Below are 24,628 nucleotides of genomic sequence, written 5' to 3'. Positions count from 1 at the left end.
CTCGTACGAAGGAAATTCAGGGTGTGACCGAGGATGAAGCGGAGGCCCCGTCCGACGGGGTCTCCGTCGCCTTGTCACACGTCACGGTGAACGGCACCTCGTCGGACGTGGCCCGCTCCGGCTCGCGCACCTCCACGCTGATCGCGTTCTCCGACGTGCCGTCCTCGTCCTTCGTCCGCACCGTCACCCGCGCCTGCTTCGTCCGCCCGCCGCCCTCCGGGAACGCCAGCGTGCGCCACTCCTCGCCCTCGAACGAGCCGCGCTTCAGCTTCCACCGGTAGCGCACCTCGGCGGGCAGCCTGCCCACGGTGAACGTCGCGGTGAACACCGGCGACTGGGCCTCCGGCGGCGGACAACTCCCCTCGTACTCCGTGTGCGTTCCGCTCAGCGACACCTTCACCGACTGCGCGGGCGCACTGCTGCTCGGCGGGGCACTGCTGCTGGATGTCGACGGCGACGGCTCGTGGCTGGTCGGCGTGGGGGAGCGGGGCTCATCGGTCGTCGTCACGGTCGCGCTCGGGGTGCCCCCGCCCTCGTTGCGGTCGCCGTCGTCCCGGTTCAGCAGGGTGTACGTCAGCCCGGCCAGCGCCAGGGCCAGGGCGAGCACGCCGACGACCAGGACGACGCCCGCGCGACGCTCGCGCACCGGCGGGCCCGGGTCGGGTTCGCCCTCCGGCAGCAGGACGGTCGGCGGGGGCGGCGGGACGTACTGGACGCGGGTCGCGGGGGTGCCCCCGGCCGCGATCAACCGCAGGTCGTGCGCGGCCCGTTCGGCGGGCAGCCGCTCCTCAGGGTCCTTGCGGAGCAGACCCTCGATGACCGGGGTGAGGGGGCCCGCGAGGCGCGGCGGCGGGAGCGGTTCGTCCACCACGGCACGCAGGGTGGACAGCGGGGTGTCGTGGCGGAACGGGGAGCCGCCCTCCACCGCCGCGTACAGCAGCACGCCCAGCGACCACAGGTCCGACTCCGGGCCGGGGGTCCGGCCGAGCGCCCGTTCCGGGGAGAGGAACTCGGGCGAGCCGATCACCTCTCCGGCCATGGTCAGCGCCGAACTGCCCTCGACCGAGGCGATCCCGAAGTCGGTCAGCACCACCCGGCCGTCGTCGGACAGCAGCACGTTCGCCGGCTTCACGTCCCGGTGCAGTACGCCGACGTCGTGCGCGGCACGCAGCGCGCCCAGCACCTCCGCGCCGACGCGGGCGGTCTCCGTTACGGACAGCGGGCCGGTCGTCTCCAGGACGTCGGCCAGCGAGCGGCCGCGCACCAGCTCCATCACGATCCAGGGGCGGCCGCCCTCCATCGCCACGTCGTACACCGTGACCACGTTGGGGTGGGCGACCCGCGCTGCCGCCCACGCCTCGCGCTCCAGACGGGCGTACATCCGCTCCACGTCCCCGGCGGGCAGCCCGGCGGGGGCGCGTACCTCCTTGACGGCCACCTCTCGGTGCAACACCTCGTCGTACGCGCGCCACACCGTGCCCATGCCGCCCTCGCCGAGCGGGGACAGCAGACGGTAGCGGCCCGCGATCAACCGATCGCGTCCCTGCTCTTCGGACACGGGCGCCCCCCATGGCAAGTCGCGCGATTCCTGAACAAAGTAGCTCAGCCGAGTGCGGTTGCGACCCCCTTGAGCATCAATCCGGCGCCCAGGACCAGCACGGCCAGCGCCGAAGCCAGCGGGATCGTGCGGCGGAGCAGGGCGGCCAGGGGGTGGGCGGGTCGTCCGGGGCTACGGTCAAGCAGCCGCCCGGCCATCGAGCCGAGCCGGACCACGGCGAAACCTGCCGCCGTCAGCGTCAGGGCGAGGCCGGCGCCGTACGCCACGACCAGCAGCAGGCCGAACCACGCCTGCCCTAGCGCCGCCGCGCCCACCAGGACGACCACGGCGGAGGGGCTTGGGACGAGACCGCCCGCGAAGCCGAGCAGGATCGTGCCCTTCAGGGTGGGGGCGATGGGGTGGGAGTGGGTGTGGCCGCCGTGGGTGTGGACGAGGGGGTGTTTGTGGGGGTGGGGTTGAGCGTGGGGGTGCTCGTGACTGTGATCGTGACCGTGGGGGTGGTCGTGGGTGTGGCCGCCGTGGGTGTGGCCGCCGTGGGTGTGATCGGCGTCGTGGGGGTGGCTGTGTGGGTGGGGGCGCGGGTGGTGGTGGTCGGGCACACGTGAGGACTCGCCATGTGAGGACTCACCATGTGGGGCCTCGCTATGTAGAGCCTCGCCATGTGGGCTCGCCACATGTGGGGAGGCGCCATGGGCCGCGTGCACATGTGCCCCGTCCCCGTGGCCGCCCCCCACCAGCGCCAACGCCCGCGTCTCCACCGCCACCGCTCCGGTGTGCCCTGCCCCGGACTCCCCGACGTGCTCGTGCTCGTGCGTGTGCGCCACCTCGGCCGCCCGCACCCGCCAGGCCCGGCGTACGAGGTTCGCGCCCGCGCCGAGGACCAGGGCGCCGCTGGCCACGCCCAGCCAGGCCACCACCGAGGGGGTGGCGGCGGAACCGGCCGTGACGAGCAGTCCCAGGGCGACCACGCCGAGGGTGTGGGTGACGGTGACCGAGGCGGCCAGCGGGAGGACGTCCCGCAGCCGGGCCCGCCCGCCGCGTGCCGCCGCCGCGGCGGCCATCAGGGTCTTGCCGTGCCCCGGCGCGAGCGCGTGGGCCGCGCCGAGGGCGACCGCGATGAGCAGCGCGAGCGCGGCGAAGCCGAGGGTGAGGTCGCGGCGGGCGACCAGGTCGTTCAGGGCCTGGGTCCAGCGGTCGGCGCCCCTCGGTAGCACCGAGGCGCCCGGCGCGTCCCGTTCCGCGGACAGAGCGGTCCCGCCCGGTCGCAGGGTGAGCCGGGCGGCCGAGGTGTCGGCGGGGGAGGACAGCAAGTCGGCCGGGTAGGTGGTGAGTTCCCGCGAGACCGACTTCCGCGGCACGTCGGACCGGCTCAGCGTCATCCGGTCGCCCCGCGCCGTGATCTCCCGCCACCCCGGCCCGGAGGACACCCCCGCGCTGTGGAAGCCGACGCTCACCGTCGCGCCCTTGGGCAGCGGGGCCGACTCCGCGCACTCCAGGCGCAGGGTGTCCAGTCCGGCCTGGCCGGGCCGCAGCTCGGCCCGCGCGGCCGAGACGGTGAGCGTGACCCGGCGCCCGTCCACGGTGAGCTCACTGCCCCGAGCCGCCTCGGCACAGCGCAGCTCCGCCCACCGGGCGGTGCCGAGCCGCTCCAGCTCCGGTTTGGCCTGCGTCGCCGGGATCTCCGCCAGGTCCTCCACATGGGTGACGCGGAGCTGCCCAGGGGCGGCGACCAGGCCGTCGTACCGGTTGACGGTGAAGTTGCCCAGGGGATGCGCGTCCGCCACCGGGGCGGCGCCGAGCAGTACGGCGCAGGCGCCCACGAGGACGGCGAGGGAACGGTGGAGCCTCACTCGGCCGCCTCCAATGCCTTCTGTGCCCCCTGCTCCTTCAGCGCCTCGCGGGCCTTCGCGGCGCCCAACGGCGAGAAGCCGGGGTTCAGTTTCAGCGCCGCCGCCAGCGAGGTCCGGCCCTCCTTCGCGTGGCCGGTGGCGAGTTCGATGACGCCCCGGTGATAGAGGAAGGAGGCGTTGCGGTAGCCGGTGGCGGTGGCCTCGCGGGCGTGCGCCAGGGCTTCCGCGTCGTGGCCGTTGACGTGCAGCGCCCAGGCGAGGGCGTCCGCCGTGTGGACGGTGTGCCTGCGGGCCCACTCGGCGCGGGCGGCGCGCAGGGCGGCCCCCTTGTCCCCGTGGTCGGCGGCGGCGAGCGCGGTGTCGAGGTCGGCATCGACACCGTTGGCGCGGGCCAGCGCGATCCACGCCTGGACCAGGGTGTACTGCGCGTGCGCCTTCTCCCGGTCGCCGGTGCTGCCGCGGGCCTCGTACAGCTCCCCGAGCGCGACCAGTGGGCCGGGCAGCGGGGCGCGGGCGACCAGTGTTTCGAGTCCCTTGATCGCACTGTCCTGTCGGCCGCTCGCCGCCTGGGCGCGGGCCCGGCCCTCCAGTGCGGGGAGGTAGGTGTCGTCGGCGGCCAGGGCGCGGGCGTACTGGGTGAGGGCGGTCGGGTAGTCGCCCTGGTTCCAGGCGAGTTGGCCGAGCTGGGTGGCCACGTAGGCGATGTCCCCGGGGGAGGTCGCGCCGGTCAGCGCCTGCTGCAGGACGCGCCGGGCCGTGGTGACGTCGCCGCGCAGCTCGTGGACGTAGGCGTACCGGGTGAAGACGGGGATGCCCGGCCTGCGCGCGTCGGCGGTGTCGGCCGCCCGTGCCGCCTCGGGGTAGCGGCCCAGCTCGACCAAGGCGTCGATGCGGGAGCACAGGGCGCGTTCGTCGTAGGGGTCGCGCTTCAGGACGCGGTCCGCGTCGGTGAGGGCGCCCGTGAAGTCGTGCCGGGCCGCGGCGAGGGCCGCCCGTCCGGCCAGCGCCCTGTCGTTGCCGGGGGCGAGGGCGAGGGAACGCTTCAGGGCGGCCTGCGCCTGCGGGTACCGGGCCGGGTCGCCCTTGGTGCGTGCCTGTTCCACATAGGCGAGGCCGAGGGTGGCCCAGCTGTCGTGGTCCTTGGGCTGCGCCTTCAGGTGGGTCTGGAGCGCGGTGACGGCCGCGTCCGGGTCGGCGCCCGCCAGCGCGCCGGGGTCCATGGCGGCGGAGGCGGGCGCCGGAGCCACCCGCCCGCCGTCCCGCGCGGCCCCGAACGCGACCGCGCCGCCGGTCAGGGCGACGGCCAGCAGGGCGGCCGAAACCACCCGCGACGCCGTCCGGCGGCTCCGGACGCCACCGCCCGGTGTGCCGTCGGTCTGCTCGTCACTACTCGTACGCGGGCCCATCGCCCTCTCCTGGTTCGCCTGATGGTGGTGGGGAAGACCGGCGCGGCCCGCCGTGGGGGAAGGGGTACGGGCCGTGCCGGTCGCTTGAGGGGGGAGGGTCAGTACGCGCGCCGCATCCGGCGGCGCCACCAGCCGACGACGGTGCCGAGCAGCAGGATTCCGGCCGCGCCCGCCGCCGCCGAGCCGGCGATCAGCGTGGTGTCGTCCGTGCCGCCCGCCGCCGAGGCCGGGCTGAGCGCGTCACCGAGCTGGCTCTTCACGTCGGCGCCCGCGGTCGTGCCCTTGGCCAGCGCGCCGCGCGAACCCTCCGTGGGCTGGGCGACGTAGGGGAAGGACTTCTCGAACTTCTTGTCGTTCGCGTCGACCGCGTCACCCAGGTCGTTCTTCGAGCCGAGGAGTTCACCTTCGACGACCTGGAGGGCCTCGTCGATCACGTCGTCGGTGAGCCGACGGCCGTTGGGGAACCCCGCGTTGTCGCCGTCCAGCACGCCGAGCCGCTTGGGGTGCATGGTCGGCTTGATCGAGGTGTTCAGCCGCAGCTGCTCCGAAGGGCGCACGTTCGGGGGCTGGTTGAGGCCCTTGACGCCCTTGAGGAAGACATCGACCAGGTCATTGCGCGGCTCGGCGGGGGCGTCGATCTTGTAGATGCCCTCGATGAGCTTCGGCAGCTCGGGGTTGGTGACGTTCTTCAGGAACTGGGCGTCGTGCGAGGGCCGGGACGCGTTGAACCGGTCCTTGTCCGCCTGCGGGTTGACCACCTCGTTGACCAGCGGATTGCCGAGACGGGAGACCTGGCTGTAGTAGCCCTGGGCGTTGCGGCGCTGGGTGGTGGACCAGATGCCGACGACCGGCTGGCCCGCCGACTGCCGGATCAGGTCGTTGGGGACCTGGAGGGCGATCGTGTTGACGTTGTAGCCCTTGAGGGTGTCCCGGCCGACCTCGCTGAGGTTGCCGCCGTACAGCAGGTCGAAGACGCGCAGGTCCAGGAAGAACGGGTCGTCCGCCTGTCCGGCGAAGGTCGCCGCGCCGCCCGCGGTCTTGTAGACGGCCTGCGAACGCAGCTTGCCGTAGTCCGGCATGGACGCCTTGCCCACGTTGGACGGCGCCACCGGCACGTCGTCCGCCACCTTGGTCCGGGACATCGCGTGGCCGTGCTTCAGGCGGACCAGTTCGAGGTCGTAGGTCTGGGTGATGTTGAGGTCGGGGTCGTCCAGGCTGGTGACGGGCCCGGTGTTGTACAGGAACGTCTTCCCGTTCTTCGTCCGCGTCTTGAAGGTGTAGCGGAAGAGGAGGTCGTCCTGGGCGTCGCCGTCGCTGTCGATGTGCAGGTCGTACTGCGCGTCGTCGGCGAAGGTGTAGAAGTTCGGGCCGCCCGCCGGTTCCTCGAACGGTATCCAGTCGGCCACGATCGTCGTCGTGTCCGGCTTGTCGGGGCTGACGAACGCGTACAGATCGGTGTTGTCGTACTGCGGGGTGCCCGAGATCAGCGGGGCCTCCCGGTGGGAGGAGGCGGAGGCCGCCCCCGGCTCCAGCGTGGCGACACCGGCGGCCGCGAGCCCACCGGCGGCCAGCGCGCCGCAGATGAGTGGGACCAGGCCCTGTCGTGCCGTGCCGCTTCTGGCGAAGAGAGTCATGCCGTCCGTCCTCGAATCCGACTTGCTTGACGGACGGGTATACGGAGCGATCGACGGCTGTGGATTGGCCGGAGAGGAACTTTCTTTTTCCTTTCTTGGACCCGCGTTTTCGGCCCGCCGATCCGTATCAACCGCCGGAGGTGTGCGTTCGTGCGGATGCGAGGGGTCACAGGCAGGGCCGGGTGCGGCCACGGCGGCCGGGGTGAGGGGGCCGAACTTTTGCTGGTGCGCGTGGCGGGCGGCGACCACCAGGCGTTCGAGGAGCTGTACGCGCTGGTGTCCGGGCCGGTGTTCGGACTGGTCCGGCGGGTCGTGCGCGACCCCGCCCAGTCCGAGGAGGTCGTCCAGGAGGTGCTGCTCGAACTCTGGCGCTCCGCAGGCCGGTTCGACCCCGCGCGGGGCAGCGGCCTGTCCTGGATACTCACCCTCGCCCACCGCCGTGCCGTCGACCGGGTGCGCAGCGCCCGCGCGGCCGGTGAACGCGAGCAGCGCGAGGCCCTGCGCGCCGGGGAGCCCGCCTTCGACCACGTCACCGAGGAGGTCGAGGCCGGACTCGAACGGGAGTGGGTGCGCCGCTGCCTGAAACGGCTGACCGACCTCCAGCGCCAGTCCGTCACCCTCGCCTACTACGACGGCTACACCTACCGCGAGGTCGCCGAACGGCTGTCCCTGCCGCTCGGCACCGTCAAGACCCGGATGCGCGACGGCCTCACCCGGCTGCGCGGCTGCCTCGGAGGTGCCGCGTGAGTCTCTTCACCCGGCTGACCCGCCGCGAGGACCCGCACTCGCTGGCCGCTCCCTACGCGCTGGACGCCCTCGAACCCGGCGAGCGGCGCCGCTTCGAGAAGCACCTCGCGGGCTGCGGCCGCTGCACGGCCGACGTCCGTGAACTGTCCGAGGACGCCGCCCGGCTGGCCTGGTCCACCGCGGCCCCCGCCCCGGCGGCCCTGCGCGAACGCGTACTGGCCGCCGCCCGCGTCACCCCGCAGGACCCGGCGCCCCGGCCCGCCGGACGGCAGCGGGCCGCCCAACTGCCCCCGCACGTCTGGGGAGTCCAGCCACCGCCCGGCCGCAACCGGCGCGCGGGACGACGCCCGCTGTTCGCCCCGTTCGCCACCGTGACCGCCGCGGCCGCCCTGGTCGTCGCCGCGCTCTTCGGGGTGCAGGCGCACCGCACCGGGGAACGGCTCGCCGCCGAGCAGGCGCGGGCACGTGACATCGCCCACGTTCTCGCCGCCCCCGACGCCCGGACGACCGGCGGAACGGACGCGCGCGGCCGCGGCCTCGCGGTGATCGCCTCCCCGTCGGAGGGCCGCGCCATCGTCACCCTGAGCGGATACGGCACCCCTCCGGGCGGCCGGGTGCATCAGCTCTGGCTCACCCGCCCCGGCGCCGGGCCCCGCTCCCTCGGGCTTCTCACGGGCGACACGCCCTTGGTCGCCAAGGGCCTCGACAAACCCTCGGCGTCACTCGCCGTGACCGTCGAGCCGAACGGCGGCTCGACGCACCCCACTGGCCAGCCCGTTGTCCAACTCACCCTGAAATCAGTCGGATTCGGAGAGTAGTCAAATAGGGATGATCAACCGCCTTGTGGGGAAGGTGAATCCCGTGGCCGAGATACACGCATGCCCTACCGGGACGATAGGGTTACTCTGCCCGTGGGCCGGGTGGATTCGTACGGGTGGGGAGTGACATGGAGCAGATAGCAATGCGCAGCAGGGCCAGGGTTCCTGCGATCACCTGCGGAAGCGGTGCGACCAGCAGGCGACTGGACCGGCACCTCGCGGTGCTCGGCGGACCCGCCATACCGCAGCGGGAGACGGTCGAGGCGACGTCGCTGATGCGTGAACTGACCGCGCGGGACACCGTGCGTCAGCGCAGCGACCGGCGTGTTCGCGTCAGCCGGGTCTCTCTCTTCGCGCCCCTGCGCCGACTGCGCCGGTCGCTCTTCGGCAGCCACTGAGCCGTACCGAGCGGACTCCCCGGAGTCCCGCCCGGTTCCGGCTCGGCCCCGAGTGAACCGGCGCCCCGCCCCGCAGTCCCGCGCTCAGGCCGCCACACCGTCCCGGCGCAACGCCGCGATCTCGTCGTCCGTCATCCCCACGGCACGGAGCAGCGCGTCGGTGTGCCGGCCGAGCGCCGGTACGTCCCCCAGCCGCGACTCCTCCCCGCCCGGGAGGGTGATGGGCGGCAGCAGCGCGCGCAGCGGCCCCACCGGTGAACCCACCCGCCGCCACCGCTCCCGCGCGGCGAGCTGCGGATGCTCCGCCAGCTCGGCCAGGTCCCTGATCCGCGCGCAGGCGATCCCCGCCGCCTCCAGCCGCGCCAGCGCCTCGTCCGCGCCCAGCGCGCCCAGCGCCCCCGCGACCAGGGCGTCCGTACGCTCCCGTCCGGCGACCCGCGCCGCGTTCGTCGCGTACAGCGGGTCGTGCGCCAACTCCGGCTTGTCCAGTACCTGTTCGGCCAGCCTCCGCCATTCCCGGTCGTTCTGCACCGAGAGCAGCACCCGCCCGCCGTCCGCCGTCGCGTAGGCGTCGTAGGGGACGATCACGGCGTGCGCCAGGCCGGTGCGCGCCGGAGGTTCGCCCCCGTGCATCGTGTGATGCAGCGGATGCCCCATCCACTCCGCGAGCGCCTCCAGCATCGACACCTCCACCGGCCCGCCCCGCCCGGTGGTGCCGCGCCGCACCAGCGCGGCCAGCACCCCGGAGAAGGCGTACATGGCCGCCGCGATGTCCGCCGCCGGGATGCCCGCCTTCACCGGGCGTTCGGGTGTTCCCGTGACCGACACCAGCCCCGCCTCGCACTGCACGAGCATGTCGTACGCCCGTTTGTCCGCGTACGGCCCCGAGCCGCCGTACCCCGAGATGTCCACGGCGATCAGCCTCGGGTCCGCCGCGCACAGGGTCGCCGCGTCCAGGCCCAGCCGGGCCGCCGCCCCGTGCGCGAGGTTCTGCACGAACACGTCCGCGTCCGCGATCAGCCGCCGTACGACGTCCAGGCCGCGCGGGTCCTTCAGGTCCAGCGCGATGGACTCCTTGCCCCGGTTGCACCACACGAAGTGCGAGGCGAGGCCCTCGGCGGCGGTGTCGTAGCCGCGGGCGAAGTCACCGCCGTCGACCCGCTCCACCTTGATCACCCGGGCGCCCAGATCGGCCAGTTGCCGGGTGGCGAAGGGCGCGGACACGGCCTGTTCGACGGCGACGACGGTGACGCCCTCCAGGGGCGGCGGCAGCAGATCCATGCCCGCGATGATCTCCCGGCGACCGGTGACCACGCTAGGGCCTGTTGCGCCCTAGAGCAGGGCGAACTGACCCTCCGGACCCTCCTCCTGGTGGTCCAGGACCGAGGCGGGACGACGGGTGGGAGGTGCGGGCGGGAGAACTCCGGCCGTGCGGAGGGCGGTTGCCGTGACCGGCTCCGGGATCGGGCCCAGGCCGGGGAGTTCGGTGAGAAGGGTCAGCACCGTGATCAGCTCCAGCAGCTCCGAGGTCCAGCTCTGGGGCCAGGTGCGGGGGCCGATCGCGGCCAGGGTGCCGGGGGCGCCGGGGGTCGTGCGGGCCGTGAACCAGGCTTCCAGCGTGCGGACCCCGGCCACCTCGTGCTCCCAGGCCGCGCGCGGGACGGGGGAGACACGGCCCTCGTCCAGGTAGAGGCTCTCGTCGTCGGCGTCGTAGCGCAGGACGCGCGGGTTCGGGGGCAACGGCGCACGCACGTACGGGCGGCGGCCGCCGGGCAGCTTGGGGCGCTCCCCGTCCCGGCGCGTCAGCCACAGCGCGCGCCGCCCCGACTTCACACCCCGCGCCCATGCCTCGGGGTCCCCGGTGAGGGGGACGGTCAGGTCCTCGCGGACGGCGGCCACCATCCACGCCAGTACGTCCGCCGCCGTGGGCCGGGAGCCGAGCCGCATGGCCAGCTCGTCCAACAGGCCCGGCGCCAGGTTGGGTTCGGCGCCGCCGGGGCGCCGGTACAGCGGGCGGACGCGGCCCGCCGCGAGGGTCGGCAGCAGCGAGGTGGTCAGCACCCCGGTGCCCGACTCCACCACGAACACCTGCCGTTCGTCCGCCACCCGCCACAGCTCCGGGCGGGCGGTGTCGATCAGCCGGTGGTCCGGGATCAGCCAGCGCTCGTCGAACGGCGCCGCGAGCACCCGTACCGGCTCCGGGCACGGCCCCGAGGCCCGCGCCAGCCGCTCGGTACCGGTCCGCCGGCCGGGGAGCTGGGCCACCGCGGACCTCGGCGTACGCGACCGGGTCGGCTCGAACAGCGCCTCCCGCTCCGCCCCCTCGGCCGCCAGCAGCGCCGCCCAGCGGGCCTTCAGGGAAGCCGGGTCGGGCGCCGTCGGCCAGGCGCGGCCCAGCCGCAGCGGTGCGACGGACCACGGCATGAGGTCCGCCAGCGGCGGCGCGTCCTCGTACGTCACGCCCGGAATGCTACGGCCTCGGCCCGGCCGGGGTACCGGAACGGGGGCGTGGGTGCGGGCGGCACTCAGGTCGCCTCCAGGGTGACGGTGAAGGAGAAACGGTCGCCCCGGTAGTGGATGACGGCCACGTCCAGCACCCGGCCCGCCGAGTCGTAGGTGACGCCCGTGTAGTGCAGGATCGGGCTCAGCAGCGGCACCTCCAGCAGGCGGGCGGTCTCCGGGTCGGCGAGCCGGGCCTCCACCGTGTCGGTGATCCGGCTGATGTCGGCGCCCACCATGTCCCGCAGCACCTTCGTCATCGGCCAGCGGGCCAGATCGGCCGGGTCGATCCGGTCGGCCAGCTCCGGGCGCACATGGTTGACGGCGTGGTTGGTCGGCTCGCCCGTCTTCGCGTCCCCGCGCAGCCGGTGGTAGACCGCCACCTCGGCGAGGTCCGGGAAGTGGTCCGCCCACATGGACGGCACCGGCACCCGTGCCTCCTCCAGCAGTTCGGCCGTCATCCCGGACTGCTGGGCCACGATCGCGTCCACCGACCCCAGCAGCCTGACCGGCGCCCCGCGCCGCGCCCCCGGCTCGATGAAGGTGCCGCGCCGCCGGTGCCTGCTGATCAGCCCCTCGTCCTCCAGCTCCTTCAGCGCCTGCCGCATCGTCAGCACGCTCACCCCGTAGTGCCCCGCCAGCCGCTCCTCGGTGGGCAGCCGCAGCGGGTCCTCGGGGGAGCGGCCCAGGATGGAGGCCCGCAGCGACTGCGACACCTGGTACCAGAGCGGCAGCTTGCGGTTCAGGACGATCGAGTCCGGGGCGAAAGAGGTCACGCGGCTATCCGTACCCGTCATGACTCGTCCGGCGCAACGGAACAGTCACGCATGGGAGTTGTCACGACGTACGGAAGTGCGGCTCCAGTCCCCGCCACACGTCGTCGTAGTTCCGCTGGAGGTGGTCCGCGTGGGCCGCGTCCGGGGTGAGGGTGATCGGCCAGCGGGTCTCGAACATGAAGGCCAGCCCGTCGTCGATCCGCTGCGGGCGCAGCTCGGCCGCGCTCGCCCGGTCGAAGGTCTCCCGGTCCGGGCCGTGCGCCGACATCATGTTGTGCAGCGAGCCGCCGCCGGGCACGAACCCTTCGGCCTTCGCGTCGTAGGCGCCGTCGATCAGGCCCATGTACTCGCTCATCACGTTCCGGTGGAAGTACGGCGGGCGGAAGGTGTCCTCGCCGACCAGCCAGCGCGGTGCGAACACCACGAAGTCCGCGCCCGCCAGGCCCGGAGTGTCCGAGGGGGACGTCAGGACGGTGAAGATGGACGGGTCGGGGTGGTCGTAGGAGATGGTGCCGATCACATTGAACCGGCGCAGGTCATAGGTGTACGGCACATAGTTGCCGTGCCAGGCGACCACATCGAGCGGGGAGTGGTCATAGGTCGCCGTCCAGAGGTTGCCGCAGAACTTGTTGACCACCTCCACCGGCCCCTCGATGTCCTCGTACGCCGCGACCGGCGCCCGGAAGTCACGCGCGTTGGCCAGGCCGTTGGCGCCGATGGGGCCCAGGTCGGGCAGGCGGAAGGCCGCCCCATAGTTCTCGCACACATAGCCCCGCGCCGAGTCGTCCAGCAGCTCCACACGGAACCGGACCCCACGGGGGATGAGCGCCACATGGGCGGGCTCCACATGGAGGCGCCCGAACTCGGTGTGCAGCAGCAGCCCGCCCCGCTCGGGGACGATCAGCAGCTCTCCGTCGGCGTCCGAGAAGACGCGCTCCATCGAGGAGTTGGCGTGATAGAGGTGCACGGCCATGCCGCTGCGCTGGGTCGCGTCGCCGTTGCCGCCCAGCGTCCACAGGCCCGCCAGGAAGTCGGTGCCCGGCAGCGGGTCGGGCAGCGGGCTCCAGCGCAGCCGGTTCGGGTCGGGCACGGTCTCGGTGAAGGGGGCGGTGCGGATCGCGCCGTTGGCGGTGCGGGTGAAGGCGGGGTGCGCGGCCGAGGGGCGGACGCGGTACAGCCAGGAGCGGCGGTTGTGCGCGCGGGGCTCGGTGAACGCCGTACCGCTGAGCTGCTCCGCGTACAGGCCGAGCGGTGCGCGCTGCGGTGAGTTGCGGCCCTCGGGCAGGGCGCCGGGCACCGCCTCCGAGGCGTGTTCGTTGCCGAAGCCGGTCAGGTATGCCAGCCCCTCGGCGGTCTTCCGCGCTCCGCCACGCTCGAACCCGCTCGCGCGGGAGGTACCCCCATCGGTCATGATCGCTCCCTTGCGTCCTGATTCCTATGCAGCACCGTAGGAATACCGAGGGGTGTGCGCAAGAGGTGAACACGCCCTTCACCCGGGCGGATCGCCGGAACCAGCCGCCTGGTGGGATGTGGGACGCCTCCCGGCCTTCTCCGACATCCCGTGGGCAGGCATCATGTGGCCGTGCCCCATGTGACATCGCTCCGCCGCGCCCCCGTTCAGCGGCGCAGCGCCGAACGGCTGACCCGCATCCTCGACGCCTGTGCCGCCCTCCTGGACGAGGTCGGCTACGACGCCCTGACCACCCGCGCGGTCGCCGAACGCGCCGACGTGCCCATCGGCTCGGTGTACCGCTTCTTCGGCAACAAGCGCGAGATGGCTGACGCCCTCGCCCAGCGCAACCTGCGCCACTACGTCGAGCACGTCACCGCACGGCTGACCAAGGCGCCGCCCGACGACTGGCGGGCCGCAATGGACGTCGTCCTTGACGAGTACCTCGGCATGAAGCGCACCGCGCCCGGCTTCGCCCTCGTGGACTTCGGCAACCAGATACCGGTCGGCACCCGCAGCGCCGCGCCCAACACCCGCGTCGCCGACCGGCTGGCCGACCTCCTCGCCGGCTATCTCGGCCGCACCCCCGACGACGATCTGCGCCGCGTCCTGCTGGTGGCCGTGGAGAGCGCCGACACCCTCATCCAGCTCGCCTTCCGCACCGACCCGGACGGCGACCCGGCGATCATCCGGGAGACCCGGGAACTCCTGCGGGCCTACCTGGGCCGCGTACTGGACTGAACCCACCACAGGGGCTCCCCACCATGCCTACCGGTCGGTATGCTCGCCGGGGTCGGTAGGGCCGAGCCCCCGCCGGCCCGTCCGGCAGTGCCGCCGACCCTCCGGGAGGACCCGTGCCCCGCACCGCCCTGCGTATCTGCCCCCTGTGCGAGGCCACCTGCGGGCTGACCCTCACCATCGAGGGCACCCGCGTCACCGCCTCCCGCGGTGATCGCGACGACGTGTTCAGCAAGGGCTTCATCTGCCCCAAGGGCGCCTCCTTCGGCGCGCTGGACGCCGACCCCGACCGGCTGCGCACCCCGCTGATCCGGGAGAACGGCGAGCTGCGCGAGGCCAGTTGGGAGGAGGCGTTCGACGCGGTCGCGCGCGGCCTGCGGCCGGTCGTGGAGCGGTACGGCGCCGACGCCCTCGGCGTGGTCCTCGGCAACCCCAACGTGCACACCGTGGCCGGTGGCCTCTACCCGATGGTCCTGCTCGGCGCGGTCCGCACCCGCTCCCTGTTCACCGCCTCCACCGTCGACCAGATGCCCAAGCACGTCTCCAGCGGCCTGCTCTTCGGTGACGCCAACGCCATCCCGGTGCCCGACCTCGACCACACCGACCACCTCCTGCTGATCGGCGCCAACCCCCTGGAGTCCAACGGGAGTCTGTGCACGGCGCCCGACTTCCCCGGCAAGCTGAAGGCGCTGAAGGCGCGCGGCGGACGCCTCACCGTCGTGGACCCCCGCCGCACCCGCACCGCCAAGCTCGCCGACCGGCACCTCGCCATCCGCCCCGGCGCCGACGCCCTGCTCCTCGCCGCGATGACCACCGTGCTGTTCGAGGAGGGGCTCGTCGACCTCGGGGACCTCGCACCCCACGTCGACGGACTGCCCGAACTCCGCGCAGCGCTCGCGGACTTCACCCCCGACTCCGTCGCCGGAGCCTGTGACGTCGACCCGGACACCATCCGCGCCCTCGCCCGCGAACTCGCCGCCGCCCCCACCGCCGCCGTCTACGCCCGCATCGGCAGCTGCACCGTCCCGCACGGCACCCTGGCGAGCTGGCTGGTCGACGTCCTCAACACCCTCACCGGCAACCTGGACCGGCCCGGCGGTGCCCTCTTCCCCCAGGCCGCCACCGACCGCACCCCCCGCCCGGCGGGCCCCGGCCGGGGCTTCGCCCTCGGCCGCTGGCACTCCCGCGTACGACGACACCCCGAGGCGAAGGGAGAGCTGCCGCTCTCCGCGCTGGCCGAGGAGATCGACACCGCCACCCCCGAGGGCGAACCCGTACGCGCCCTGATCGTGATCGCCGCCAACCCGGTGCTCTCCGCGCCCGACGGGAACCGGCTCGACAAGGCCCTGGACTCCCTGGACTTCATGGTCAGCGTCGACCCCTACCTCAACGAGACCTCCCGGCACGCCCATGTCGTGCTGCCCCCGCCGCCGCCCGCGCAGAGCCCGCACCACGACTTCGCCTTCAACACCCTGGCGGTGCGCAACCAGGTCCGCTACAGCAGGCCCGCCGTGCCGCTGGAGCCCGGCCGGATGGCCGAGACCGAGATACTCGCCCGGTTGATCCTCGCCGCGAGCGGCAGGCACGGCGCCGACCCGTCCACCGTCGACGCCATGGTGATCGACCAGACCCTCGGCACCGCCGTGCAGGACCCCCACTCCCCGGTCCACGGCCGGGACGCGCGGGAACTGGCCGCACAGCTCACCGGCACCGACGGCCCCGAACGCCGACTCGACCTGATGCTGCGCCTCGGCCCCTACGGCGACGGCTTCGGCGCCCGCCCCGACGGCCTCACCCTCGCCCGGCTGCTCGACCACCCGCACGGCATCGACCTCGGCCCGCTCCGCTCCCGCCTGCCCCAGCCGCTGAAGACGCCCAGCGGCAAGGTCGAGCTGCTGCCCGCCCCCATCGCCGCCGACCTGCCCCGGCTGCGCGAGGCCCTGCGCGAGCGGCCCACCGGGCTCGTCCTCGTCGGCCGCCGCCATCTGCGCTCCAACAACAGCTGGCTGCACAACGTCCCCGCCCTCACCGGCGGCACCAACCGCTGCACCCTGCACCTCCATCCCCAGGACGCCGAACGCCTGGGCGTCCTCGACGGCGAACCGGTACGGATCAAGGGCGCCGGGGGAGAGGTGACCGCGCCCGCCGAGGTCACCGACGCCATCCGCCCCGGTGTGGTGAGCCTCCCGCACGGCTGGGGCCACGACCGCCCCGGCACCCGGCAGAACCACGCCGGACGCGAACCCGGCGTCAACGTCAACCAGCTCCTCGACGGCACCCTCCTCGATCCCCTGTCCGGCAACGCCGTCCTCAACGGAATCCCGGTGCGGCTCAGCCTCGCGAGCGTCCAGGCAGCCCTGGCGCCGGAAAACTAACGCCGCTAGTTTGGTGCGTGGTCCCCGCCCGGCGAGCACCGGCCCGCCGGGTACCTTCGGACCACGTCGGCCCAGCTTCCGAGGAGACCGCGCGCGATGACCGTACGAGCCGCCGTCCTGCCCGCCGTCGGGGCACCGCTGGAGATCACCGGTATCGAACTGCCCGAGCCCGGGCCCGGCCAGGTGCGGGTGCACCTGGCCGCCGCCGGGGTCTGCCACTCCGACCTGTCCCTGTCCAACGGCACCATGCGGGTGCCGGTCCCGGCCGTCCTCGGCCACGAGGGCGCGGGCACCGTGACCGCCGTGGGCGAGGGGGTCGCCGGGCTCGTACCCGGTGTGCCCGTCGTCCTCAACTGGGCGCCCGCCTGCGGTGGTTGCCCGGCCTGTGCGCGGGGCGAGGTCTGGCTGTGCGGGCACGCGCTGGACGGCGCCGCCCGCGTCCACGCTCAAACCGCCGACGGCACCGAACTCCATCCCGGCCTCAACGTCGGCGCGTTCGCCGAGGAGACCGTCGTACCGGCCGCCTGCGCGCTGCCGCTGCCCGAGGGGGTGCCGCTCATCGACGCGGCCCTGCTCGGCTGCGCCGTCCTCACCGGGTACGGCGCCGTCCACCACTCGGCACGGGTCCAGCCCGGCGAGACGGTCGCCGTGTTCGGGGTCGGCGGGGTCGGGCTCGCCACCCTCCAGGCGGCCCGGATCGCGGGCGCGTCCCGGATCATCGCCGTCGACGTCACCCCGCACAAGGAGGAGCTGGCCCGCGCCTGCGGCGCCACCGACTTCGTCCTCGCCGACGAGCAGACCCCGCGTGCGATCCGCGCCCTCACCGGCAAGCAGGGCGTCGACGTCGCCGTGGAGTGCGCGGGCCGGGCGCGGAGCATCCGCGCCGCCTGGGAGTCCACCCGCCGGGGCGGCCGCACCACGGTCGTCGGTATCGGCGGCAAGGACGAGCAGGTCACCTTCAATGCCCTGGAGATCTTCCACTGGGGCCGCACCCTGACCGGCTGCGTCTACGGCGACTCCGACCCCGCCCGCGACCTCCCGGTCATCGCCGGGCACGTCCGGGAGGGCCGGCTCGACCTCTCGGCGCTGGTCACCGAGCACATCACCCTGAAGGACATCCCGGCCGCCTTCGACGACATGCTCGCCGGTCGGGGCGGCCGGGCGCTGGTGGTGTTCCAGTAGCCCAGCACACCCGGTCGGGGCTCAGGACACCCGGTCGGGGCTCGGCGCGGTGTCCGCCACCTGGGTGGGCGCCGTACGGCCCCGCGAGCGGGCCACCGCCACGCCCGCCAGGCACAGCACACCGCCGCCGAGCATGACCGGCCCCGGCACCTCGCCCAGCGCCAGCCACGACATCAGCACCACCAGCGCGGGCACGGCGTACGTCGTCGCACCCAGTTTGGCGGCGCTGGTGCGGGCCAGCGCGTAGGCCCAGGCGGTGAAGGCCAGCGCGGTCGGGAACACGCCGAGGTACACCATGCCGAGGGTGGCCGACAGCGGGGCGTGGGACGCCTCCGAGATCAGCTGCCCGGCGAACGGCAGGCAGGCGACCGCGCCGATCAGACAGCCGAACGTCGTCACCTGGAGGGCGCTCGCGCGGGCCACCGCGGGCTTCTGCGCGACCACCCCGGCCGCGTACGCGACCGCCGCGAGCAGGCACGCCACCACCCCGAGCACCGACGAACCGCCGCCCCCGGCCGACATCGACAGACCCACGATCACCGCGCCCGTGAAGGACACCGCCATGCCTGCCAGCAGCCGGGGCGGCATCGGGTCGCCCAGGAACCGGGCGGCGAACAGGGCGATCAGCAGCGGGCCCACGTTCACCACCAGGGCCGCCGTGCCCGCGTCCACCCGCTGCTCGCCCCAGTTCAGGGCGACCATGTAGAAGCCGAACCACAGCACCCCGGACACCAGGATGCCCGGCCAGGCCCCGCGTGGCGGCAGGCCCTCGCGCCGTATCGCGCACAGCGCGGCCAGGGTGAGACCGCCCGCCAGCAGCCGCCCGAGCGCCAGCGCGCCCGGCGAATAGGCCTCACCGGCGGTACGGATCACCACGAAGGCGGACGCCCACAGCAGCACGGCGACCACGGCGGCGGCCGCGGGCAGCAGACGATGACGCGGACTGAGGTCCATCGGACTCCTCGGATCGGATCGGTGAAAACGTGGAAGGCACGAAAGGCGTCAGACCAGCGCCCGCCCGTCGATGCCCAGCAGTTCCGCCAGCGCACGCTCCCCGGCGGCCGTCACCCGCACCGCGCGCCCCGACCCCACGCGGACGCACCACCCGGTGTCCAGCGCGTGTCGGCACAGCGCCGCGCCCGCCGCACCCCCGAGATGCGGGCGCCGCTCCGTCCAGTCCAGGCAGGAACGGGCCAGCGGGCGCCGGGTGGACCGGTCGACGGCGATGCCCGCGACGCCGAACCAGGCGAGCCCCTCGTCGGTCAGCGCGAACCCGGTGTCCTGGCGCAGCAGCCCGCGCGAGGTCAGCGCGTCGGTGACCGCCATCCCCAGCCGCCCGGCGAGATGGTCGTAGCAGGTGCGCCCGCGCGCCAACGCGGACTGGGTACGGACCTCCCGCAGCGTGCGCGGGACGTGGACCACCACGTCCTGCGGCAGATGCGCCGCCAGATCCTCGACGAGCTGCGCGGTGCGCGGGTCGGCCAGCCGGACGTAGCGGTGCCGCCCCTGGCGTTCCGTCACCAGCAGACCGCCCGCGACCAGCCGGTTCAGGTGCTCGGTGAGTGTCGAGGGCGCGACCCGGACGTGCCGGGCGAGTTCCCCGGCGGTCCACGCGCGCCCGTCCAGCAGGGCCAGCAGGCACCCGGCCCGCGTCTCGTCGGCGAGCAGCGCGGCGAGCGAGGCGAGGGCGGCGGCGCACGGTTCGCTGGCGGTCATGTGCCCAGCATGCGGCACGGACACTTCGGCGCCCGCCGAATTATGCGCGGGCTCCCGGGTCCGGCTGCCCGTACTGCGCTGCCAGCCCGGCCAGCAGCGCCGCGAGCCCCACCTCGAAGGCGCGCTCGTCGATCTTCTCCTGCTGTTCGGCGAGGAGGTGGGCCTGCCCGAGGTGGGGATAGTCGGCGGGGTCGTAGGCGCTCGCGTCGTCGACGAAGCCGCCCGCGAAGGAGCTGAGCGCGGAGCCCATGACGAAGTACCGCATCAGCGCGCCGATCGAGGTGGCCTGCGCCGGGGACCAGCCCGCGTCGACCATCCCCCCGTACACCGCGTCGGCCAGCCGCAGTCCGGCCGGGCGGCGGCCGGGGCCGCGGGCGAGCACCGGGACGATGTTGGGGTGGTCGCGCAGCGCGGACCGGTAGGAGACGGCCCAGTCGTGCAGCGCGGTCCGCCAGTCCCGGCCGTCCTCGAACATCGACAGATCCACCTGCGCGCTCACCGCGTCCGCGACCGCCTCCAGGATCTCGTCCTTGGTGCGGAAGTGGTTGTAGAGCGAGGGCCCGCTGACCCCGAGTTCGGCGGCGAGCCGCCGGGTGGAGACGGCCTGCAGGCCCTCCGCGTCCACGAGGGCTTGTGCCGTCCGCACGATCCGGTCGGTGCTGAGCAGGGGCTTGCGCGGTCGGGCCATGGCGCACATAGTAGGGCTGCGAGCAGAAACTAGCACTGCTAATTTAAATGTACGTCTTTCAAGGGCCTTACGGGTTCCCGTCGAGGCCGTGTGGGGTGATCGCGTGGTGAACCTGGGCCTGAGCGAGGAACAGGCGGCCGTACGACGACTGGCCCGTGACTTCGTGGAGCGCGAGATCGCCCCCCATGTCACCGCCTGGGACCGCGCCGAGGAGGTCGACCGGGGCATCGTCAAGAAGCTCGGCGAGGTCGGCTTCCTGGGCCTGACCATCGACGAGGAGTACGGCGGCTCCGGCGGCGACCATCTCGCGTACTGCCTGGTCACCGAGGAGCTGGGGCGCGGCGACTCCTCCGTGCGCGGCATCGTCTCCGTCTCCCTCGGTCTGGTCGCCAAGTCCATCGCGGCCTGGGGGAACGAGGAGCAGAAGCGGCGGTGGCTGCCCGGACTGACCTCCGGCGAGCTGATCGGCTGCTTCGGCCTCACCGAGCCCGGCACCGGCTCCGACGCGGGCAACCTCAGCACCAGGGCCGTACGCGACGGCGACGACTACGTGCTGAGCGGCACCAAGATGTTCATCACCAACGGCACCTGGGCCGACGTCGTCCTGCTCTTCGCCCGCTCCACCGACGCCCCCGGCCACAAGGGCGTCTCCGCCTTCCTCGTCCCCACCGACACGCCCGGCCTCACCCGCCGCACCATCCACGGCAAACTCGGCCTGCGCGGCCAGGCCACCGCCGAACTGGTGCTGGAGGACGTGCGGGTGCCCGCGTCCGCGATGGTCGGCGCCGAGGGCAAGGGCTTCTCCGTCGCCATGTCCGCGCTCGCCAAGGGCCGGATGTCGGTCGCCGCGGGCTGCGTCGGCATAGCCCAGGCCGCCCTGGACGCGGCCGTGCGATACGCCGGTGAGCGCGAGCAGTTCGGCACCTCCATCGCCAAGCACCAGCTGGTGCAGGAGCTGATCAGCGACATCGCCGTGGACGTGGACGCCGCCCGGCTGCTGACCTGGCGGGTGGCCGACCTGGTCGACCGGGGCGAGCCGTTCGCCACCGAGTCCTCCAAGGCCAAGCTGTTCGCCTCCGAGGCCGCCGTGCGCGCCGCCTCCAACGCCCTCCAGGTGTTCGGGGGTTACGGCTACATCGACGAGTACCCGGTCGGCAAGCTGCTCCGCGACGCCCGCGTGATGACCCTGTACGAGGGCACCAGCCAGATCCAGAAACTGCTCATCGGTCGCGCGCTCACCGGCGTCTCCGCTTTCTGAGTACGGGTACTGAGTACCTCGGCGGATGTGGCGCGCGCCGCGTCCGCCGAGACTCGTGCCATGAGCGAAACACCCGTCAAGCAGCAGAGCACGGCCGCCTTCTACGGCCAGGCCGTCGCCTCCTTCGCCGTCGCCATGACGGCCACCGCGATCGGCATCTACCGGCTGGACGCCAACGCCTGGGTGCGCGGCTTCCTCGCCATCGCCGTCCTCTACCTCGTCACCTCCGCCTTCACCCTCGCCAAGGTGATCCGGGACAGACAGGAGGCCGGGGAGATCGTCAGCAGAGTCGACCAGGCCCGCATGGAGGAACTCCTCACCGCCCACGACCCGTACCGCAAGACCCCCGACCCCCGGCAGAAGTCTCACTAAGCGAGCGCTCACCTTCGGCGGTATGGTGGTGCTCCTGTCATCCGAAGAGGGGCGAGCGATGAGTGCGGCGGAGGAGACGGTCGTCGGCGAGGCCGACGCGTGGGCCGAGGTCACCCCGGACGCGGCCCGGCGGCTGCTCGTCGCCGCCGTGGACGCCTTCGCCGAGCGCGGCTACCACGCCACCACCACCCGCGACATCGCGGGCCGGGCCGGGATGAGCCCGGCCGCGCTCTACATCCACTACAAGACCAAGGAAGAGCTGCTCCACCGGATCAGCCGCATCGGCCACGACAAGGCGCTCGACATCCTGCGCACCGCCGCGCGGGGCGACGGCACGGCCGCCGAGCGGCTCGCGGACGGTGTCAGCTCCTTCGTCCGCTGGCACGCCGGGCGCCGCACCACCGCACGCGTCGTGCAGTACGAGCTGGACGCGCTCGGCCCCGACGCCCGCGCCGAGATCGTCGCGCTGCGCCGCCAGGTGGACGCCGAGGTGCGCGGGATCATCGAGGACGGGGTGGCGGCAGGCGAGTTCGACGTGCCCGACGTGCAGGGCACCACCCTCGCCATCCTGTCGCTCTGCATCGACGTGGCCCGCTGGTTCAACGTGGACGGCCCGCGCACCCCCGAACAGGTCGGCGAGCTGTACGCGGGCCTCGTGCTGCGGATGGTCGGGGCCCACTGACCCCGACGCCCGCACACCGGGATCAGAAGTAGTACCGGGACACCGACTCCGCCACGCACACCGGCTTGTCGCCGCCCTCGCGCTCCACGGTGAAGGCGACCGACACCTGGACCCCGCCCGGCACGTCCTCCACGTTCGTGATCACCGCGGTGGAGCGCAGCCGGGAACCGACCGGCACCGGAGCGGGGAAGCGGACCTTGTTGGTGCCGTAGTTGACGCCCATCTTCACGCCCTCGACCGCGATGAGCTGCGGCCCGAACAGGGGAAGCAGGGAGAGGGTGAGGTAGCCGTGCGCGATCGTGGTGCCGAACGGGCCCGCGGCCGCCTTCTCCGGGTCCACGTGAATCCACTGGTGGTCGCCCGTGGCCTCCGCGAACAGGTCGATCCGCTTCTGGTCGACCTCCAGCCAGTCGGTGTGGCCCAGCTGCTCGCCCACGGCCGCCTTCAGCTCGTCGGGGGAGTGGAAGGTCCTCGGTTCTGCCATGATCCCGGCCTCTCGCTTCGTCGGTCTAAGCAACTGCTTAGCATGGTCGGGCCCACCGCCCCTGTCAACGGCTCGCCCGGCCCGGCGGGTCGGTAGGCTCGGGACGGTGCCCCAGCTTCCCGAGAAGATCCACGAGCTGACCGTAGGCCAGTTGTCCGCGCGCAGCGGCGCCGCCGTCTCCGCCCTGCACTTCTACGAGTCCAAGGGCCTGATCAGCAGCCGCCGCACCACGGGCAACCAGCGCCGCTACACCCGCGACACCCTGCGCCGGGTCGCCTTCGTACGCGCCGCCCAGCGGGTCGGCATCCCGCTCGCCACCATCCGCGAGGCCCTGGCGGAGCTGCCCGAGGAACGCACCCCGACCCGCGCGGACTGGGCCCGGCTCTCCGAGGCGTGGCGCTCGGAGCTGGACGACCGGATCAGACAGCTCAACCGGCTGCGCGACCACCTCACCGACTGCATCGGCTGCGGCTGCCTCTCCCTGGCCACCTGCGTCCTGTCCAACCCGGACGACGTCTTCGGCGAGCGGGGTGCCGGGTCCCGGCTGATGCGGGAGGAACGGGAGCCCCGTGCGCACTCCTGAACTCACCGCCGCGCTCGCGGAGATCGACGTGGTCTTCAACGGCGAGGCCAGTCCGGGCGAGTTCGGCTGCGCCCGCTACTGCTGCCCCGCCGAGGACGCCGCGTACCTGCGCACACCCGGCTCACATGTGCCCGCCGAACTGGTGAGCCGCTTCCTGTACAAGGGCGCACACCACTTCACCGACCACGAAGCCGCGATGCGCCGCCTGCTGCCGCAGTGCGCGCACGCCATGGCCGACGGCACCCTGGCGGACGCCGGGTACGCGCCGCACGGGCTGAGCGTGGCGGACTGGCGGTCGTGGCCCGGCGGGCAGGCGACGGCGGTCGAGACGTTCGTACGCGCCTGGTGGCGGGCTGCGCTCACCACCGCCGAGCCGCCCTACCCGATCCCGGACCTGTTCGAGACCGCCTGCGCGATCCTCGGCGGAGTCACCGGCCCGCTGGCCGACTGGGCGCCCGGTCCCGAGGCGGACGCCCATCTCGCCGCCTGCGTGCAGCAATGGCTGGACGACCTGATGCTGGACCGCCGGCCGGGCTTCCTGTGGGAGCCCTCCGCCGCCACGCTCACCGAACTCCAGACCTGGCTGGGCGAGCAGGCACCGGCCCGCCTCCGCCCCCGGGGCCTGGCCGACCTCGCCGACCGCGCGGCCCTCCTCGCGCTGCCGTACGACGCCCGCTGGAGCGACCCCTACTGGGTCCGCTGAGCCCCGTGCTCCACCAGCCCCGCCGCCACCAACGCGGCGTTGGACGGCGCGCGTTCACCATCGGGGAGGAACAGCGTGTCCTCCAGCCCGACGCGGGTCGCCAGCCCCAGCCGTCCGGCCAGCCGCAGCACCGGCCACGCGCCGCCGTCCTCGCCGTGCAGCAGGACGGGACGGCCGTGCGCCGCGCCCAGCTCGGCCAGCAGAGCGTGCGCGGACACCTCGGCGGTCGTCGGGTCGGTGTCCGTCACCTCCGCCAGCACCCGCAGCACGCGCGGCCCCAGCGGCGAGAGCGCGAAGCGTGCCGCGCTCCCGGTGCCGGACCAGATGCCCGCCTCCACGCCGACGCCCCGCGCCAGCAGCAGCCCGGCCAGCTCCTCGGCGCCCGGCTCATGCCAGTTGACCGAGGCGAAGTCGGGCAGCACCGACCAGGAGCGCACCCGTTCCAGCCGCTCGGCCGGATCAGGCTCGGCCCAGGCGCCGGTGGTCACCCCGACCGGCACCCCGGCCCGCGCGCGCAGCGCCTCCACCACGGGCCCGACAACCCGTGCGGACAGGGACTCCCGCCCGCACGGCGTCCGGGGATGCACATGCGTCTCCGTGGCCCCGGCGGCGACCGCCTCCGCCGCCGACCGCTCCAACTCATCCGGCGTCAGCGGGACTTGAGCCCCGTCCGCCGCCGCTCTGCTCCCGTTCAGACAGACCTGCACCGGA

The 24,628-nt window shown here is 73.5% G+C and carries 24 protein-coding genes; 11 read left to right on the top strand and 13 right to left on the bottom strand.

Going from position 1 to position 24,628, the window contains the following annotated elements; all coding sequences use genetic code 11:
- Positions 1 to 16: 16 nt before the first annotated feature.
- The 4 genes from ACIPPM_RS28835 to ACIPPM_RS28820 form a co-directional block, all read right to left on the bottom strand.
- Positions 17 to 1,558, bottom strand: a complete 1,542-nt coding sequence (locus ACIPPM_RS28835; RefSeq protein ID WP_401452989.1) for a serine/threonine-protein kinase — start codon at positions 1,556 to 1,558, stop codon at positions 17 to 19.
- A gap of 44 nt (positions 1,559 to 1,602) precedes the next feature.
- Positions 1,603 to 3,408 carry a nickel transporter gene (locus ACIPPM_RS28830; protein ID WP_401452987.1) on the bottom strand — a complete coding sequence of 602 codons (1,806 nt, stop codon included), beginning with the start codon at positions 3,406 to 3,408 and terminating at the stop codon, positions 1,603 to 1,605.
- On the bottom strand, positions 3,405 to 4,814 hold the full coding sequence (locus ACIPPM_RS28825) for a tetratricopeptide repeat protein (protein WP_401452985.1): 1,410 nt from the start codon (positions 4,812 to 4,814) through the stop codon (positions 3,405 to 3,407). Before ACIPPM_RS28825 ends, ACIPPM_RS28830 begins: the two co-directional genes overlap by 4 nt.
- Before the next feature lie 98 nt (positions 4,815 to 4,912).
- Positions 4,913 to 6,448 (bottom strand): DUF4331 domain-containing protein, encoded by a 1,536-nt coding sequence (locus tag ACIPPM_RS28820; RefSeq protein WP_401452983.1) that lies wholly within the window; start codon positions 6,446 to 6,448, stop codon positions 4,913 to 4,915.
- Between the two features lie 156 nt (positions 6,449 to 6,604).
- Between ACIPPM_RS28820 and ACIPPM_RS28815 the strand changes: the two genes are divergently transcribed.
- The 3 genes from ACIPPM_RS28815 to ACIPPM_RS28805 all read left to right on the top strand — a co-directional run bounded on the left by ACIPPM_RS28815 (position 6,605) and on the right by ACIPPM_RS28805 (position 8,411).
- On the top strand, positions 6,605 to 7,195 hold the full coding sequence (locus ACIPPM_RS28815; RefSeq protein ID WP_401452981.1) for a sigma-70 family RNA polymerase sigma factor: 591 nt from the start codon (positions 6,605 to 6,607) through the stop codon (positions 7,193 to 7,195).
- Positions 7,192 to 8,013 carry an anti-sigma factor domain-containing protein gene (locus ACIPPM_RS28810; protein ID WP_401452979.1) on the top strand — a complete coding sequence of 274 codons (822 nt, stop codon included), beginning with the start codon at positions 7,192 to 7,194 and terminating at the stop codon, positions 8,011 to 8,013. The genes ACIPPM_RS28815 and ACIPPM_RS28810 overlap by 4 nt, the downstream gene beginning before the upstream one ends.
- A gap of 128 nt (positions 8,014 to 8,141) precedes the next feature.
- Positions 8,142 to 8,411 (top strand): hypothetical protein, encoded by a 270-nt coding sequence (locus tag ACIPPM_RS28805; protein WP_030812513.1) that lies wholly within the window; start codon positions 8,142 to 8,144, stop codon positions 8,409 to 8,411.
- A gap of 84 nt (positions 8,412 to 8,495) precedes the next feature.
- Here ACIPPM_RS28805 and ACIPPM_RS28800 read toward each other — a convergent pair whose 3' ends face one another.
- The 4 genes from ACIPPM_RS28800 to hmgA form a co-directional block, all read right to left on the bottom strand.
- A complete protein-coding gene (locus ACIPPM_RS28800; protein ID WP_401452976.1) occupies positions 8,496 to 9,692 on the bottom strand; it encodes a CaiB/BaiF CoA transferase family protein in 1,197 nt (398 codons plus the stop codon).
- Positions 9,693 to 9,743: 51 nt separating this feature from the next.
- Positions 9,744 to 10,880, bottom strand: a complete 1,137-nt coding sequence (locus ACIPPM_RS28795; protein WP_401453130.1) for a type ISP restriction/modification enzyme — start codon at positions 10,878 to 10,880, stop codon at positions 9,744 to 9,746.
- A gap of 56 nt (positions 10,881 to 10,936) precedes the next feature.
- Entirely contained in the window at positions 10,937 to 11,686 is a 750-nt protein-coding gene (locus ACIPPM_RS28790) for a GntR family transcriptional regulator (protein WP_401452974.1), read from the bottom strand.
- A 61-nt stretch (positions 11,687 to 11,747) separates the two neighbouring features.
- Positions 11,748 to 13,097, bottom strand: a complete 1,350-nt coding sequence (gene hmgA / locus ACIPPM_RS28785; protein ID WP_401452972.1) for a homogentisate 1,2-dioxygenase — start codon at positions 13,095 to 13,097, stop codon at positions 11,748 to 11,750.
- A gap of 165 nt (positions 13,098 to 13,262) precedes the next feature.
- On the opposite strand from hmgA, the gene ACIPPM_RS28780 reads away from it, so the two are divergent.
- From ACIPPM_RS28780 to ACIPPM_RS28770, 3 genes are all read left to right on the top strand, one after another.
- Positions 13,263 to 13,877 (top strand): TetR family transcriptional regulator, encoded by a 615-nt coding sequence (locus tag ACIPPM_RS28780; RefSeq protein ID WP_401453128.1) that lies wholly within the window; start codon positions 13,263 to 13,265, stop codon positions 13,875 to 13,877.
- A 113-nt stretch (positions 13,878 to 13,990) separates the two neighbouring features.
- Positions 13,991 to 16,249 carry a molybdopterin oxidoreductase family protein gene (locus ACIPPM_RS28775; protein WP_401452970.1) on the top strand — a complete coding sequence of 753 codons (2,259 nt, stop codon included), beginning with the start codon at positions 13,991 to 13,993 and terminating at the stop codon, positions 16,247 to 16,249.
- 96 nt (positions 16,250 to 16,345) lie between these two features.
- Positions 16,346 to 17,431, top strand: coding sequence for a Zn-dependent alcohol dehydrogenase (locus ACIPPM_RS28770; RefSeq protein ID WP_401452968.1), 1,086 nt, complete (start codon positions 16,346 to 16,348; stop codon positions 17,429 to 17,431).
- A gap of 21 nt (positions 17,432 to 17,452) precedes the next feature.
- On the opposite strand, the gene ACIPPM_RS28765 is transcribed toward ACIPPM_RS28770, so the two are convergent.
- The 3 genes from ACIPPM_RS28765 to ACIPPM_RS28755 are packed head-to-tail and all read right to left on the bottom strand — an operon-like array spanning position 17,453 to position 19,835.
- Positions 17,453 to 18,385, bottom strand: coding sequence for a DMT family transporter (locus tag ACIPPM_RS28765; protein WP_401452966.1), 933 nt, complete (start codon positions 18,383 to 18,385; stop codon positions 17,453 to 17,455).
- A gap of 48 nt (positions 18,386 to 18,433) precedes the next feature.
- Positions 18,434 to 19,147 (bottom strand): ArsR/SmtB family transcription factor, encoded by a 714-nt coding sequence (locus tag ACIPPM_RS28760; protein WP_401452964.1) that lies wholly within the window; start codon positions 19,145 to 19,147, stop codon positions 18,434 to 18,436.
- 40 nt (positions 19,148 to 19,187) lie between these two features.
- Entirely contained in the window at positions 19,188 to 19,835 is a 648-nt protein-coding gene (locus tag ACIPPM_RS28755; protein WP_401452962.1) for a TetR/AcrR family transcriptional regulator, read from the bottom strand.
- A 106-nt stretch (positions 19,836 to 19,941) separates the two neighbouring features.
- Here ACIPPM_RS28755 and ACIPPM_RS28750 point away from each other — a divergent pair, with 106 nt between their 5' ends.
- The 3 genes from ACIPPM_RS28750 to ACIPPM_RS28740 are packed head-to-tail and all read left to right on the top strand — an operon-like array spanning position 19,942 to position 22,147.
- Positions 19,942 to 21,093: an acyl-CoA dehydrogenase family protein gene (locus tag ACIPPM_RS28750; RefSeq protein ID WP_401453126.1), complete on the top strand. Its 1,152-nt coding sequence runs from the start codon at positions 19,942 to 19,944 to the stop codon at positions 21,091 to 21,093.
- Positions 21,094 to 21,153: 60 nt separating this feature from the next.
- Positions 21,154 to 21,465 carry a YiaA/YiaB family inner membrane protein gene (locus ACIPPM_RS28745; protein WP_393606649.1) on the top strand — a complete coding sequence of 104 codons (312 nt, stop codon included), beginning with the start codon at positions 21,154 to 21,156 and terminating at the stop codon, positions 21,463 to 21,465.
- Positions 21,466 to 21,523: 58 nt separating this feature from the next.
- Positions 21,524 to 22,147 (top strand): TetR/AcrR family transcriptional regulator, encoded by a 624-nt coding sequence (locus tag ACIPPM_RS28740; RefSeq protein ID WP_401452960.1) that lies wholly within the window; start codon positions 21,524 to 21,526, stop codon positions 22,145 to 22,147.
- 22 nt (positions 22,148 to 22,169) lie between these two features.
- Here ACIPPM_RS28740 and ACIPPM_RS28735 read toward each other — a convergent pair whose 3' ends face one another.
- The gene (locus tag ACIPPM_RS28735) at positions 22,170 to 22,631 is read right to left on the bottom strand and encodes a MaoC family dehydratase (protein ID WP_389004812.1); all 462 of its coding nucleotides are present in this window, start codon (positions 22,629 to 22,631) and stop codon (positions 22,170 to 22,172) included.
- Between the two features lie 106 nt (positions 22,632 to 22,737).
- On the opposite strand from ACIPPM_RS28735, the gene soxR reads away from it, so the two are divergent.
- Together soxR and ACIPPM_RS28725 are read left to right on the top strand one after the other, a co-directional pair.
- Entirely contained in the window at positions 22,738 to 23,214 is a 477-nt protein-coding gene (soxR, locus tag ACIPPM_RS28730; protein ID WP_401452958.1) for a redox-sensitive transcriptional activator SoxR, read from the top strand.
- Positions 23,201 to 23,917, top strand: coding sequence for a hypothetical protein (locus ACIPPM_RS28725; protein ID WP_401452956.1), 717 nt, complete (start codon positions 23,201 to 23,203; stop codon positions 23,915 to 23,917). Before soxR ends, ACIPPM_RS28725 begins: the two co-directional genes overlap by 14 nt.
- On the opposite strand, the gene ACIPPM_RS28720 is transcribed toward ACIPPM_RS28725, so the two are convergent.
- A complete protein-coding gene (locus tag ACIPPM_RS28720) occupies positions 23,902 to 24,624 on the bottom strand; it encodes a 3-keto-5-aminohexanoate cleavage protein (RefSeq protein ID WP_401452954.1) in 723 nt (240 codons plus the stop codon). The genes ACIPPM_RS28725 and ACIPPM_RS28720 overlap by 16 nt on opposite strands.
- Positions 24,625 to 24,628: the final 4 nt, after the last annotated feature.

The organism is Streptomyces sp. NPDC090119 (assembly GCF_044747085.1).
Classification (GTDB): Bacteria; Actinomycetota; Actinomycetes; order Streptomycetales; family Streptomycetaceae; genus Streptomyces.
The sequence above is the reverse complement of the archived record's forward strand: the minus strand, read 5'-3'. Positions and strand labels throughout refer to the sequence as shown.

Coding starts and splice junctions, on each gene's coding strand:
- ACIPPM_RS28735 (WP_389004812.1), bottom strand. CDS start 22,631: ATGGCAGAACCGAGGACCTTCCACTCCCCCGACGAGCTGAAGGCGGCC.
- ACIPPM_RS28745 (WP_393606649.1), top strand. CDS start 21,154: ATGAGCGAAACACCCGTCAAGCAGCAGAGCACGGCCGCCTTCTACGGC.
- ACIPPM_RS28765 (WP_401452966.1), bottom strand. CDS start 18,385: ATGGACCTCAGTCCGCGTCATCGTCTGCTGCCCGCGGCCGCCGCCGTG.
- ACIPPM_RS28770 (WP_401452968.1), top strand. CDS start 16,346: ATGACCGTACGAGCCGCCGTCCTGCCCGCCGTCGGGGCACCGCTGGAG.
- ACIPPM_RS28805 (WP_030812513.1), top strand. CDS start 8,142: ATGGAGCAGATAGCAATGCGCAGCAGGGCCAGGGTTCCTGCGATCACC.
- ACIPPM_RS28755 (WP_401452962.1), bottom strand. CDS start 19,835: ATGGCCCGACCGCGCAAGCCCCTGCTCAGCACCGACCGGATCGTGCGG.
- hmgA (WP_401452972.1), bottom strand. CDS start 13,097: ATGACCGATGGGGGTACCTCCCGCGCGAGCGGGTTCGAGCGTGGCGGA.
- ACIPPM_RS28760 (WP_401452964.1), bottom strand. CDS start 19,147: ATGACCGCCAGCGAACCGTGCGCCGCCGCCCTCGCCTCGCTCGCCGCG.
- ACIPPM_RS28820 (WP_401452983.1), bottom strand. CDS start 6,448: ATGACTCTCTTCGCCAGAAGCGGCACGGCACGACAGGGCCTGGTCCCA.
- ACIPPM_RS28800 (WP_401452976.1), bottom strand. CDS start 9,692: ATGGATCTGCTGCCGCCGCCCCTGGAGGGCGTCACCGTCGTCGCCGTC.
- ACIPPM_RS28815 (WP_401452981.1), top strand. CDS start 6,605: ATGCGAGGGGTCACAGGCAGGGCCGGGTGCGGCCACGGCGGCCGGGGT.
- ACIPPM_RS28825 (WP_401452985.1), bottom strand. CDS start 4,814: ATGGGCCCGCGTACGAGTAGTGACGAGCAGACCGACGGCACACCGGGC.
- ACIPPM_RS28740 (WP_401452960.1), top strand. CDS start 21,524: ATGAGTGCGGCGGAGGAGACGGTCGTCGGCGAGGCCGACGCGTGGGCC.